The following is a 13,783-nucleotide window of genomic DNA, read 5'->3' as shown; positions in this document are numbered from 1 at the left end:
TGCGTGCGGGGCCTGAGGGGAGGGACTCAGCGGAACCTGAGTGACTTCATCACCCGCAGGCTGCGGCTCATGAACGCCGCGTACTTCTCGTCGTCCATGCCCAGCGACGGGGCCATCGGCAGCAGGCGCTGGTGCGCGATCGTCTGGGCCTCGGTGTACTTGAGGATGCCCTCGGAGCCGTGGCGGCGGCCCAGGCCGGAGTCCTTCATGCCGCCCATCGGGGACTGGACGCTGCCGTAGGCCGGCGCGTAGCCCTCGTTGATGTTGACGGTGCCGGTACGCAGCCGGGCGGCGACCTCGCGGCCACGGCGGGCGTCCTTCGTCCAGACCGAGGAGTTCAGGCCGTACGGCGTGGAGTTGGCGTGCTCGACGGCCTCGTCGTCGGACGAGAAGCGGTAGAGGGAGACGACCGGGCCGAAGGTCTCCTCGGTGCAGACGGCCATGGGCGGCTCCACGCCGTCGAGGATGGTCGGCTCGTAGAAGTAGGGGCCGATGTCCGGGCGGGCCGTGCCCCCCGCGACGAGCTTCGCGCCCTTGGCCACCGCCTCCTCGACGTGCCGCTTGACGGTCTCCAGCTGGCGCTCGCCCACCAGCGAGCCCATGTCGGCGCCGTACGCGAGGGACCTGCCCAGCCGCATGGCCTTCGTGCGGGCGGCGAAGCGCTCCACGAAGGCGTCGGCGACCGACTCGTGGACGTACAACCGCTCGATGGAGATGCACAGTTGACCGGCGGAGGAGAAGCAGGCGCGGACGGCGCCCGCGGCGGCCTTCTCCACGTCCGCGTCCTCCAGCACCACCATGGCGTTCTTGCCGCCCAGTTCGAGGGAGACGCCGACCAGACGTGCGGCGGCGCCCTGCGCGACCTCGCGGCCGGTGCGGGTGGAGCCGGTGAAGGAGACGTAGTCGGCGTGTTTGACGACCTCGGGGCCGACGACCGGGCCCTCGCCGAGCACGACCTGGAAGACCTCGGCGGGCAGCCCGGCCTCGATGAGCAGGTCACGGGCCCAGAGCGCGGTGAGGCAGGTCTCCGTGTCCGGCTTCATCACCACGGCGTTGCCCGCGACGAAGGCCGGCAGGGCGTCGCCGACGGAGAGCTCCAGCGGGTAGTTCCACGGGGCGATCTGGCCGACCACACCACGCGGGTGGCGCAGTTCGGTGACCTTGGTGAGGGCCGGGACGGCGCCGGTGTGCCGCTTGGGTCTCAGGTAGGCGGCGGCCTTGCGGCCGTAGTGCCGGGCCGCGACGGCCACGGCCTGCACCTCCTCGTGGGCGTGCAGCCGGGCCTTGCCGGTCTCCAGCTGGATCAGGTCGAGGACCTCGGCCTGACGCTCCAGCACCAGGTCGTGGAAGCGGAGCAGGACGGCCGCGCGCCGCCGTACCGGCGTCTGCGCCCACACGGCCTGTGCGGCGCGTGCCGCGGCGAACGCCTCCTGAACGTCCTGCGGCGTGGACTCGGGCAGGTCGGCCAGCTTCTCCCCGGTCAACGGCGAGTGGCTGGCGGTGCGGCCGGAACCTGCCACGCCCCGGGTGAGCTGGGCGACCAGCTCGGGGGTGACCACGTCCTCGGCGGTGCGGGCGCCCTCGGGTGCGGGGGCGAGAGGGTTGGTGCCGGTGGTGTGCGTGGCCTGCTCCAGGGCCTGCGAGTCCGTCATGAGCCGCAGGGTATGCCGCGCCGAAGGCTTTGTGTACCCGTCGGTAATGGGGATTCACCGAGTACACACATGCCGCCAGTGATCACTGGCAACAAACCAGCTGATCAGGGCGTTGCTGAGCCCGGACCCGTCTCGATCTGCAGCCGGCCGCGGGCGCCCCTGAAAGCGGCGGTGCCGCGGCACGGGCCTCGTGGTACAGACGGTGGGCGGCCCGGCGGTGGGACTCGTCCTTCGGGCCGCCCGGCAACCGGGGCTCCTTGACGGCGACTTCGCGTCCGGCGCGTTCGTCACGCGCGCGCCAGACGGTGCCCGTGCGGCCGGATCCGATGGGTTCGCTCAACCGGTAGCGCCGGCCGACCAGACGTCCGTCGCGCTGCTGTTCGCCGCCGTCACCCATGCCCCATGACTACCCCGCGCGACATGTGTTTGCCGGCGTGCGTTCAGAGCTTGTCGACGTCCAGGTTGGCGATCGCGACCCGGGCCACCTCGCGGCCGCGTTCGGTGAAGTCGCCCTTGCCCGGGTAGCTGATCGTGAGCTTGTACATGTCCTCGTCGCGGTTCATGTAGTAGAAGATCTGCACCTCGCGGGGGCGCGGATGCCGGCTGTCGGTCGTCGTGTACACGATCGTGTTCCGCGCGGCGTCCCTGCCCTGGTACCTGATCGCGTCGTCCGGCTCGGTGACGGGGTTCTCCGGCATGCCGAAGTCGTAGCTGCCGCTCTCCTCGAAGACGCGGTTGTCCTCGTACATCTCGGCGCCCGCGGACGCCTGGATGGAGTTGCCCGTGTCCTCTGACTTCTTGTCGAGGCGCAGCCCGATCCATATGGCGCCGCTCGGGTCGGTGTACGTCACCCAGTGGCTGTCGTCGGTGCCCTCGGGCACCGTCCTCACGTAGCCGTCGGGATGCGCGAGCGTCGCGGCGACGTCCTTCTCCGCCCTGGTCCTCCAGCCGTCGGGCAGCGGGCCCGCGAACGGGTCGGCGAGCACCAGGTACGCCGCCACCACGGCCGCCACGACCGCCGCGCCCAGCCCGAGCAGCGCCTTGCGGCCGACCCGGATGCCGCCCCGCCCGCTGTCACCGCCGCCCGCCGTCACGACCTGCGTGGCAACGGGAGCCGGCGGGTCGGCGGCCGCCTCCAGCAGGGAACGCACCTGGGCGGCGTTCGGGCGGCGCGCCGGGTCCTTCTGGAGCAGGCCGTTGATGACCTCGGCCAGCGGCCCGGACGCCGAAGCGGGCGACGCGGGCGTGGCGTTGAGGACGGACTGAAGGGTGGCCGGGGTGTTGCTGCGGCGGAACGGCGACACGCCCTCCGTGGCCGCGTAGAGCACGACGCCCAGCGACCACAGGTCCGACGCCGGGCCGGGGCGCTGGCCCAGCACGCGCTCCGGGGCGATGTACTCGGGCGAGCCGACGAAGCCGCCGGTGTCGGTCAGGTTCGTCTCGCCCTCGATCTGCGCGATGCCGAAGTCGGTGAGGACGACGCGGTCGTGCCGGCCGAGCAGGACGTTGTCCGGCTTGACGTCCCGGTGCAGGATGCCGGCGGCGTGCGCGGCCTGCAGCGCGCCCAGCACCTCCAGGCCGACGGTGGCCGCCTCACGGGCGGAGAGGGTGCCCTCCTGGAGCGCGTCACCGAGGGAACGTCCCTGCACCAGCTCCATCACGATCCACGGCCTGCCGTCCACCACGGCGACGTCGTGCACGTTGACCACCGCCGGGTGGTCCAGCCGGGCCGCGGCCCGGGCCTCGCGGCGCATCCGCTCGAACGCGTTGGCGCGTTCACGCTCGGGAAGGTGGTCCGGAACGCGGGGTTCCTTGACGGCGACCTCCCGGTCCACCGTCTCGTCCTTGGCGCGCCACACCGTGCCCATGCCGCCGTGCCCGAGCTTGGCGAGCAGCCGGTAGCGGCCGGCGATCAGCCGCCCAGCACCGGGTTCGCCGTGCGCCGGCTGGTGCGGCGGCTCATGCGGTGCCCGGTGCGCGGGCTGCTGGGGCGTGTGGTGCGGCGGCTGCTGGGGCGGCTGGTGTGCGGGCTGTTGCTGCGCCTGGTGTGCGGGCTGTTGCGGCGGCTGAACGGGCGGCTGCTGCTCCGGCACGACGGCGGCGGGCGACGCGTACGGGTTGTTCGGAAGCGGTACGGCGGCCGGCCGCGCCGGCGGTTGCAGACCGAAATGCGTTGGCTCGTCGGCCCCGTGGTGGGCTCCCCCGTTGTTGCTCATGCATCCATGCATATCGCGGCGGGCGCCTTCGCATCCACCACGGGGGCCCACCGGTCACAGACCCGTGACCCAGGTCGCCGCTCATCTGCTGTTCGGCGCGGAGTGTGAAGCACCGGCGGACGGCGACGCGGACGTGCTCGACGACGTGCTCGGCGCCGGACTCCCCGGCGGACCGTCACCGCCCCCGTGGCCCCCGTTCACGAACAGCGCCGCCGCCGACACCCCCGCCGCCACCATCGCGACGACCAGCAGCGCGATCACCAGCCGGTCCCGGGGGGTGCGTTGCAGGCGGGACGGCTCCCGGGTGCGGCCCGTTTCCAGGAAGTCCCGCAGCATCCGCTCGGCCTGCGCGGCGTCCAGCCGCCGCTCCGGATCCCGTTCCAGCAGACCGCGTACGACCGGCAGCAGCGGGCCTGCCTGCTCGGGCGGCCGGATCGGCGCGGCGACCACGGCGTGCAGCAGGCCGCCCAGCGAATCGCGGTGGAACAGCGACTCACCGCTGACCGACGTGCACAGCAGCACGCCGAGCGACCACAGGTCGCAGGCCGGCCCCGTCCCCGACCCCGACATCCGCTCGGGCGCCGTGTATTCGGGCGAGCCCACGAACGTCCCCGACTCGGTCAGCGTGGTCGCGCCCTCGACCTGGGCGACGCCGAAGTCGGTGAGGACGACCCGGCCGGTGCCGGACTCGATGAGGACGTTCGCCGGCTTCAGGTCGCGGTGCAGTACACCGGCCTCGTGCGCCGCGCGCAGCGCCCCGAGCAGGGCGACGCCGATCCGGGCGGCCTCGCGCGCGTCGACCGGGCCGTCCGTGGCGAGCCGGTCGGCGAGGGAGCCGCCGTCGATCAACTCCATGACGATGTACAGGCGTTCGTCGTGCTCGACGACGTCATGGACGACGCTGATGTGCGGGTGGCGCAACTGGGCCAGCGCACGTGCCTCGCGCAAGGTGCGGTCGCGTGAGGAGCGGGCACGGGCGGCCGACGGGGAGTCGTCCGTGACGAGTTCCTTGACGGCCACCTCACGGCCGAGAAGTTGGTCGGTGGCACGCCAGACGACGCCCATGCCACCCCGTCCGACCGTCGCCTGAAGGCGGTAACGGCCCGCGATGACACGCTCGTCGGACCCCTCGCTCCCCATGAGCACATCATGCCCCAGCCGGAGCGGGACCCTCCGGGCCGAACGGGTGGCGTGGCCGACAAACGCCCATGTCGCGCGGGTGCCGTTGCGCACTCAGCTGTCCGGCCTGGCAGTCCCGCCCGTCAGGACGGAGCTCGCGGCCGCCACCCCTGCAGCAGGGTGCCGAACTGCTCCCGCGTCGTCTCCCAGTCCGCCGCGGGCGCCGACATGTAGATCGCGTACTCGACCCCGTCCCGGGTCATGTACATCTCCTCGATCGCCCGGCGCGGCCCCGCGTACGCGCCGGGGTCGCTCTCCAGCGCGGTCCACGTGTACTCCCACCGGGCACTCTCGCGGTCCCGGTAGGTACTCCTCTCCAGGGTCACGCGCTGATACTGCGCGAGCCGCTGCAGCTGCTCCTCCAGGTCCAGCTGGTGCTCGTAGGGGTCGTCGAAGTCCGGCGACTTGTCGACGGCGATACGGATCAGGTGCGTGCCGTCGTCGGGCGTGTAGTCGATCTGTGTGAGGTCGCCCTGGACGCCGTACACCTTGCGCTGCCAACTGGCGTCGGGCAGCGAGAGGCCGAAACCCGCCGGGTCGTCCCTGCGCACCCAGGTGGCCGGGACGGACTCCTGGGGGTCCGGTGAGTCCGAGGGGGTGACGGACGAGGTGGCCGACGGGGACGGGCCGTTCCCGGAGTGGCCCTTGTCCCACTGCTGCACCACCACCGCCCCGGCCCCGCCGACGACGGCCGCCATGGCCAGGACGAGGGCCGGCGTGCGCAGCCGGAGCCGCCGGCGCGTCGGCACGGCCGCCGGTACGGGCGCGGCCGGGGGGCCGGGCGGGCCCGGCCGGGAGTGCTCGCGTGTCTCCTGCCGGCCGGGGCCTGCTTCCGGCTGCCGCGCCGGGGGCAAGAGCACCTCGGTCACCTGCGGCCGGCCCCCGCCGGCCACCTCGGCGAGCAGCCGCTCCGCCTCGTCGGAGGCGGGCCGCGCGGCCGGTTCCTTGCGCAGCAGGGCGGTGATCACGGGGCCGAGCGGACCGGCGTACCGGGGCTCGGCGGGGTGCTCCTCGACGACGGCCTGCATGGTGGACAGCGGCGAGGTGCGGCGGAACGGCGAGGTGCCCTCCACCGCCGTGTACAGCGTCGCGCCGAGCGCCCACAGGTCGGAGGCGAGTCCCGGGTCGTGTCCGCGGACCCGCTCGGGGGCCAGGTAGTCGACCGACCCGACGACCTCTCCGGTGCGGGTGATCGTCGTGTCGCCGTCGATCTGCGCGATGCCGAAGTCGGTGAGCAGGACACGGCCGTCGTCGGCGAGCAGGACGTTGCCGGGCTTGACGTCGCGGTGCAGGACACCCGCGGTGTGCGCGGCGCGCAGGGCACGCAGCACCCACATGCCGATCCGGGCGGCCTCGGCCGGTTCGACCCGGCCCTGCGCCGTGACCACGTCGGCCAGCGAGCGGCCCTCGACCAGCTCCATCACGATCCATGGCCGGCCGTCGTGTTCGAGCACGTCATGGACGGTGACGACGGCCGAGTGGTTGATCCGCGCGGCCGCCCGCGCCTCCGCCCGGGTGCGGGCCAGCAGGACGGCCTGGTCGCTGTCGGAGACATAGAGCGCCGCGGTCAGCTCCTTGATCGCGACGGCCCGGTGCAGCACCTCGTCGTGGGCGCGCCACACTCGTCCCATGCCGCCGCTGCCGATGGCGTCGGTGAGCCGGTAGCGGCCTCCGATGAGCCGGCCGCCCTGCATCTGATTCACGTTTCCCCGCAATGTTCTTGACAGGTGCAGCGTAGGGACCGGCCCGCGAACGGGGAACCACGGGAGACCCACGGAGACCGCACTGTGACGGTTGTCGCTTTCGGTGACGACAGGCAACCATCGGGCCAACTGCCCGGATGAGCTCAGCCGGTGGCCTGGTAGGTGGCCGCCGCCTGCTCGTAGAGCCTGGTCACCTGGTCCCGCTCGGCCTCCGGGCCCCGCACCTGGAGCACGTGGTAGCGCCCGTCGACCAGCATCGCGAGGTTGCGCACGAACAGGTCGCGCCCCGCGTCGTCACTCCAGGTGAACTGCCCCTCGGCCATGGTCCGCCCGCCGACCTCGATGGTCTTCAGCCCGGTGGAGGTGGCCCAGCTCGACTCCCGGTAGGGCCGCAGCTCCGGCTCCCGCTCCCGCTGGTACGCCATCGGGTCGCTGCCGTACTCGTCCGCACCGTCCCGGCCCGGTGCGAGGATCAGTTCGAAGTCGCCCTGGGAGTAGACGACCTGGCCGCTGCCGTTCTTCGGCGCGCGCTGCCAGCCCTCGGCGACGGCCACGCGGAAGCCCTCCGGGTCGTCGTGCAGGGTGAAGCCCTCGGCGGCGCCGGACCGGGAGCCCGCCGGTCCGTCGTCCGGCGAGTTCTGGTCCGGCCGCGGCTCGCTGCTCGCCTCCGGCGTCGGCCCGGGTGCCTCGCCGGTCTGCCCGGCGGCACCGGTCCTGTCGGGACTCGGCCCACCGGCGCCGCCCTCGCCTGCCTTGGGCATGAACAGCATGGCGTACGCGATCGCGCCGGCCAGCGCGAGCAGTATCAGCAGGAGCAGCGTGCGGCCCAGGCTGCGCGGCGAACGCGTCTTCTCCCGGTCCCGCTTGTGCCGCCCGTGCCGCGCGGGCAGCCCGGCGCGGCGCCTGCGCACCAGCTCCCCCCTGCGGCGCACGATCGGCAGCCGGCTCGCGTCGGGCGGCGGTGCGGCGACCACATGCAGACCGGCCTCAGGCTCGGGCGCGGACCGCACCAGAGAACGCAGCCAGCCGCGCAGCTCCTCGAAGTCCAGCCGCTCGGTGGGGTCCTGACGCAGCAGCGACTCCACCACGGGCCGCAGCGGGCCGCACTCCTCGGCGAAGGCGGGCGGCTCCGCGCACACCAGCTGCACCAGCTCGGCCGTCGAATCCTCCGGGTAGGGCGCATGCCCCTGCACGGCCCGGAAGAGCAGCGCCCCGAGCGCCCACAGGTCGGTGGAGGGGCCGATGGGCGGAGCGAGCTGCCAGTTCTCGTGCACCGGCCCGGCCTGCTCCGGCGCCCACCGCTCGGTCACCGGTCCGACCACGGCCATCCGCGCCTGCCGTGCGCGCTCCGCGGCCAGCGCCGTGGCGGGACCACGGCGGGGCGCGGGGGTGTCGGCCACGAGATCGCCCCAGCGGGTGCCGTCCTGGGCGGCGGCACGGCCCAGGGGTGCCTGGGGCGCCACCTCCCGGGCGGGGGCGGGTACGCCGGGATGAGCGGGGCCGTTGCCACGGGCGGGGAACGTCCCCGGCCGCGGAGGACCGTCGCCCTGTGCCGGTAGGCCTGGTGAGGTGAGTCTGCCGCCGTGCGGCGCCAGGCCCGGCTGGGCGAGGCCGCCCGTGTACGGCGGCCCGCCCGGCTGGGCGAGGCCGTTGCCGTGCGGTGGCAGCACCGGCTGGGCGCGGCCGTTGGCCTGGGACTGGCCGGGGTGTCCGGGACCTGCCACGGTGTCGCGCGGTGTCGCGCCGTGCCAGGGCGTGGCGCGCACGCCGTACGGGTCGGCGATCTGCCCCGGCGGGTTGCCGTCGGGGCCGCGGGTGTGCGGCTGCTCAGGGCCGCCTTCGGGCGCCGGGCGCGCGCCGGGCAGGGCCGCACGGCCGCTCTGCCGGGTCTCCTGGACCCGGGCCGCGGCACGTGCTCCCGCCCGGTAGGCGGCGATCGCCCCGGCCCGCGCCGCCCGGATGTCCCCGCCGCTCTCCTGCGCCCTGCGGGCCGGCGCCGCCGAACCGCCCACGCCGCCGGACGCGTCCACAGCGGGGACCGGCAGGCCTCCGGCCGCCCGCGCCTCGATGGCGGCCCGCCGCGCCGCCTCGGGATCACCGCCGCCGAGCGCACCCGCTCCGGGGGTACCGGCCTCGTTCAGCTCGTGGACCCCGGCGGCCGCGAACGTCCCCCGGGCCGGTCCCAGAGCCCTGGCCGGCCCGCCACCGTCACCGCCGTCGTCGTCGTAGGGCGGCGCCGGCACCGGGTCGTACCCGCACAGGGCCTCCTCCGCGGCCCCCACCGCGAGGCCGGTCAGCATGATCCGTCCGTCGTCGCAGACGAGCACCGTCCGCGCGGTGATGTTCCGGTGCACCCAGCCGTGCGCGTGCAGCACCCGCAGCGCGGTCAGCACGTCGGAGGCTACCTCGGCCGCCCGGTAGGGCGTCAGCGGCTGCTCGGCGAGCAGCGCGGCGAGCGGTCGCGCGGCCACCAGCTCACTCACCACCCACAGCGACCCGCCCTCGGCGAACACGTCGAAGACCTGGTCCAGCCGCGGGTGGTCGGGGATCGCGGCGGCCGCCTGAGCGGCCTCCACCGCGCGCCGCACCGCCGGGTCCGTGGGTCTGCGGACGGCCCCCGCGCGTCCGGCCGCCGGGCGCCGGGCCGCACGGTCACGCGCTGTGAAACCCTCGGGCAGCCCCTCCGCGTCGAGCACCTCCGCCTCGACGACCTCCGGCAACGGCACCTGCCGCACCAGGACTTCCTGTCCGCTGTAGGTGTCGAAGGCCCGTGTCTCGGTGAGTTCGTACTCGTCGGACGGGGGCAGCGGCAGGCGGTAGCGGTCGGCGAGCACGCGCCCCGCGTAGTCGTCCACGTTGCCTCCCCGGCCGCCGGGTGGTCAATTCCGTTCGTGCGGCGTCCCGTTCCGGATGCGTTCCCGATGCGTACGGTTCGCAACCACTCACGATACGTGCCGGAGGCAACCCGCACGGAGGGGATGGGAGATCTCACGAGATCTCATGCGCCCAACCCGCTCCCGGGCCCGCTCACGCCTTGGGGCGGAAGGTCTCGGTCAGCGTCCGCCAGGTGCTCTCGCGCGACGCGCCGCCCCATGTCGCGGCCTTCGCCGTGTACATCAGCGCGTAGCCCTGACGGTCGTTCACGACGAACCCGCGGTCGATCGTCCGGTACTTCGTGCCCCCGTCGACATAGGTGAACTCCCAGTCGGCCGTGTTCCAGCCGCGGTAGTCCACCTGAGCTATCCGGATCCGGTCGTACTGCGAGCGCGTCATGTACCGCTCCTGGTTCTCCCAGTCCTGGACGGGGTCGTCCTTGGGCGTGGAGGTCCAGGCGATCAGCAGCTTCTGACCGCCCGGCCCGGTGAACCGGTCGCCCGCGGCGTCCGACGACCCGTACTTCCAGCCCTTGGGCAGCCCGATGGAGTAGCCCTGGCCGCCCTGGTACGTCGACTGCGCGGCGGTGCCGTCCGAGGAGCCCTGCCCGTCGGACGGGTCGTCCGGGTCCTCACCGCCGTCGCCGGCCGCCGGCCCGCCACCGGCACTCGGCGTGCCGTCCGGCGTGGCCCCCGCGGACCCCGTCGCCGCACCGTCCGTGTGGGCGCCCTCGTCGTCCGACTTGGTGTCACCACTGCTGCTCGCGCCGGGAGCCGTCCGGTCGCCACCGCCGCTCGACCGGTCGGCTCCGTCGCCGCCCGCGTTGAGCGCGACGGCCAGCACGACACCGAGCACGGCGAGCGCGACGGCGACGGCGATGACCACCAGCGTCCGCCGCGGCACCACGTCGGTGAGCGGCGCCCTCGGCACCGGCCGCGGCGGCAGGTCCGGCGGCGTCATCACGGGCCACCCGGAACTCCGGCCGGCCGAAATCGCGTTGCCGCCCTGCGCACCGGAGTCCGACGGCGACCCGGTGGACGTGCGCCCGGCGGCCGCGCCGGAACCGCCCGCGTCCCCCGTGCCCTTCGCGGTGGCCGTACGAGCCCCGGCCGCCGCGCCCGTCGCCGCGCCCGTCGCCGCCGCGGTCTTGCGGGCCGACCGCAGCGCCCCGCGCAGCCGGTCGGCCCCCTCCTTGCCCTCGCCGCGCGCCGGAGGCCCGCTCCTCGCGGGCTGGTCCGGCTCCGGGGGCAGCGGCACGACCTTGGTGGCGTCGGCCGGCTCGGCCGTCTTCGGATCGGGGGCGCTGATGACGGACTTGAGCATGGCCCGGGCACCGGCGTCGTCGATGCGCTTGTCGGGATCCTTGGTGAGCAGCCCGTAGATGACGTCCTTGAGCGGGCCGGCGTGCTTCGGCTCCTCCAGCGGCTCGGTCATCACCGCGGTGAGCGTGGCGATCGCGGAGCCCTTGTCGTACGGCGGGACGCCCTCGACGGCCGCGTACAGCAGACCGCCCAGCGACCACAGGTCCGCGGCCGGGCCGGGCTTGTGGCCGCGGGCGCGCTCCGGGGAGATGTAGGAGGGCGCGCCGACGAGCATGCCGGTGGAGGTGATGGAGGGGTCGCCCTCGACCTGTGCGATGCCGAAGTCGGTGAGCACGACCCGGCCGTCGTCGGCGATCAGCACGTTCGACGGCTTCACGTCGCGGTGCAGGATGCCCTCGCGGTGCGCGGAGCGCAGTACGTCGAGGACGGCGAGGCCGACCTCGGCGGCGCGCCGGGGCTGAAGGAGGCCGTCCTCACGGATGACCTCGGCGAGGGACTTGCCCTCGACCAGCTCCATCACGATCCACGGCCGGTCGTCCTCGTCGACCACGTCGAAGACCGTCACCGCGCTGGTGTTGCGGATCCGCGCGATGGCCTTGGCCTCGCGCAGCGTGCGCGTGATGAGCCGGCGCTTCTCGTCCTCGTCGATGTTGGACGGGAACCGCAACTCCTTGACGGCGACCGTCCGGCCGAGGGTCTCGTCCTCGGCGCGCCACACCGTGCCCATGCCGCCGCGACCGAGCACGTCTCCCAGCCGGTACCGCCCGGCGAGAAGACGCTCGTTGTTGTCCTGACGAGTGTCCTGACGGTTTGTCCCCGCCCGCTCCGCCTCCGACATGCGTCCCCTCATGCAACCCGCCCTGACAGAGCCTCCATTGTCCCTCACCCGACAAGCGGCTCTCGCCCCGGGTGCCCACAGCTCCTACAACGGAACGATGTCGGGCGCCCCCAGTCTCGCCGCGTCCGCCGTGAGGTCGTCCGGCTGGCGCTGCGACTCGCGCTCGGCCTCCACCCGCTTCTCGTAGTGCTGCACCTCGCGCTCGATCTGGTCCTTGTCCCAGCCGAGCACCGGCGCCATCAACTCGGCGGCCTCGCGGGCGCAGCGGGTGCCCCGGTCGAAGGTCTCGATGGAGATGCGGGTGCGCCGCGTCAGCACGTCGTCCAGATGCCGCGCGCCCTCGTGCGAGGCGGCGTACACGATCTCGGCGCGCAGGTAGTCCTCGGCGCCCGTGAGCGGCTCGCCCAGCGAGGAGTTGCCTCCGATGAGTTCGAACAGCTCCTCCGCCATCGACCCGTACCGGTTCAGCAGGTGCTCCACGCGCACCACGTGCAGGCCGGTGCGCGCCGCGATCCTCGCCCGCGCGTTCCACAGTGCCCGGTAGCCCTCCGCGCCGATCAGCGGCACGTCCTCGGTGACGCACTCGGCGACCCGCAGGTCGAGGCCGTGCACCGCCTCGTCCACGGCGTCCTTGGCCATCACCCGGTACGTCGTGTACTTGCCGCCGGCCACCACGACCAGGCCCGGCACCGGGTGCGCGACGGTGTGCTCGCGGGACAGCTTGCTCGTGGCGTCGGACTCCCCGGCGAGCAGCGGCCGCAGACCGGCGTACACGCCCTCGACGTCGTCCCGCGTGAGCGGCACCGCGAGCACCGAGTTCACGTGCTCCAGCAGGTAGTCGATGTCGGCGCTGGACGCGGCGGGATGGGCCTTGTCGAGGTCCCATTCGGTGTCGGTGGTGCCGATGATCCAGTGCCGGCCCCAGGGGATGACGAACAGCACCGACTTCTCGGTGCGCAGGATCAGCCCGGTGCTGGAGTGGATGCGGTCCTTCGGCACGACCAGGTGGATCCCCTTGGACGCCCGGACGTGGAACTGGCCCCGCTCGCCCACCATGGCCTGGGTGTCGTCGGTCCACACGCCGGTGGCGTTGACTATCTGCTTGGCGTGGATCTCGTACTCGCCGCCCCCTTCGACGTCCTGCACGCGGGCCCCGACCACCCGCTCGCCCTCGCGCAGGAAGCCGGTCACCCGCGCCCGGTTGGCCGCCTTCGCCCCGTACGACACGGCGGTGCGCACCAGGGTGGCGACGAAACGGGCGTCGTCCATCTGGGCGTCGTAGTACTGCAACGCGCCGACCAGCGCGTCCTTCTTCAGCGCGGGCGCCACACGCAGGGCCTGACGGCGGCTCAGGTGCCGGTGCACCGGCAGGCCGCGGCCGTGCCCGCGGGCCATCGACATGCCGTCGTAGAGCGCGACGCCCGAGCCGGCGTACAGCCGCTCCCAGCCCTTGTGCTGCAAGGGGTAGAGGAAGGGCACCGGCTTCACCAGATGCGGCGCCAGCCGCTCCAGCAGCAGTCCGCGCTCCTTCAGCGCCTCGCGGACCAGGGAGAAGTCGAGCATCTCCAGGTAGCGCAGGCCGCCGTGTATCAGCTTGCTCGACCGGCTGGACGTGCCGGACGCCCAGTCACGCGCCTCGACCAGGCCCGTCGACAGACCGCGGGTCACGGCGTCCAGCGCGGTGCCCGCGCCGACCACTCCGCCGCCCACGACCAGCAGGTCGAGCTCCCTGTCGGCCATCGCCGCGAGCGACTCGGCGCGCTGCGCCGGCCCCAGTGTCCCTGTCCTCACCGCTGCCTCCCGCACATCGCCTCGCGTCGGCCGCACCCGTCGGGCGAGACCCGGTCCACATCCCCCACGCTCAAAGTGTGACCGCGTCGTCCGGCTTCAGCCACCACACACCTCCAGCCTGTGGACAACCTTCCCGGACCACGTGTGGACAACCTGCCCCGACAACGGCGGCCGAAGCGGCCGGGAGGCGGACACGAGCACGGACACG

7 protein-coding genes and 1 pseudogene are annotated in these 13,783 nt (G+C 73.7%); all 8 read right to left on the bottom strand.

Annotation, left to right across the window (positions count from 1 at the left end; translation table 11 throughout):
* Positions 1-26: 26 nt before the first annotated feature.
* Positions 27-1,652: a succinic semialdehyde dehydrogenase gene (locus ACGF8A_RS10895; RefSeq protein ID WP_393106455.1), complete on the bottom strand. Its 1,626-nt coding sequence runs from the start codon at positions 1,650-1,652 to the stop codon at positions 27-29.
* A 172-nt stretch (positions 1,653-1,824) separates the two neighbouring features.
* Positions 1,825-2,049, bottom strand: a pseudogene (locus tag ACGF8A_RS10890) (serine/threonine protein kinase); the annotation flags it as partial.
* Between the two features lie 43 nt (positions 2,050-2,092).
* Positions 2,093-3,868 (bottom strand): serine/threonine-protein kinase, encoded by a 1,776-nt coding sequence (locus ACGF8A_RS10885; protein WP_393106453.1) that lies wholly within the window; start codon positions 3,866-3,868, stop codon positions 2,093-2,095.
* Between the two features lie 81 nt (positions 3,869-3,949).
* Positions 3,950-5,008, bottom strand: a complete 1,059-nt coding sequence (locus tag ACGF8A_RS10880) for a serine/threonine-protein kinase (RefSeq protein ID WP_393106451.1) — start codon at positions 5,006-5,008, stop codon at positions 3,950-3,952.
* A gap of 122 nt (positions 5,009-5,130) precedes the next feature.
* On the bottom strand, positions 5,131-6,741 hold the full coding sequence (locus tag ACGF8A_RS10875) for a serine/threonine-protein kinase (protein ID WP_393106724.1): 1,611 nt from the start codon (positions 6,739-6,741) through the stop codon (positions 5,131-5,133).
* A gap of 152 nt (positions 6,742-6,893) precedes the next feature.
* Entirely contained in the window at positions 6,894-9,605 is a 2,712-nt protein-coding gene (locus ACGF8A_RS10870) for a protein kinase (protein WP_393106449.1), read from the bottom strand.
* A gap of 172 nt (positions 9,606-9,777) precedes the next feature.
* Entirely contained in the window at positions 9,778-11,784 is a 2,007-nt protein-coding gene (locus ACGF8A_RS10865) for a serine/threonine-protein kinase (protein ID WP_393106722.1), read from the bottom strand.
* Positions 11,785-11,868: 84 nt separating this feature from the next.
* Complete coding sequence (locus ACGF8A_RS10860) at positions 11,869-13,575, bottom strand: glycerol-3-phosphate dehydrogenase/oxidase (RefSeq protein WP_393106447.1); 1,707 nt, start codon at positions 13,573-13,575, stop codon at positions 11,869-11,871.
* Between the last annotated feature and the right edge of the window lie 208 nt (positions 13,576-13,783).

This window comes from Streptomyces sp. NPDC047706 (assembly GCF_043204795.1).
In the GTDB taxonomy this organism is placed as follows: domain Bacteria; phylum Actinomycetota; class Actinomycetes; order Streptomycetales; family Streptomycetaceae; genus Streptomyces.
This window is presented reverse-complemented; position numbering and strand designations above follow the sequence as displayed.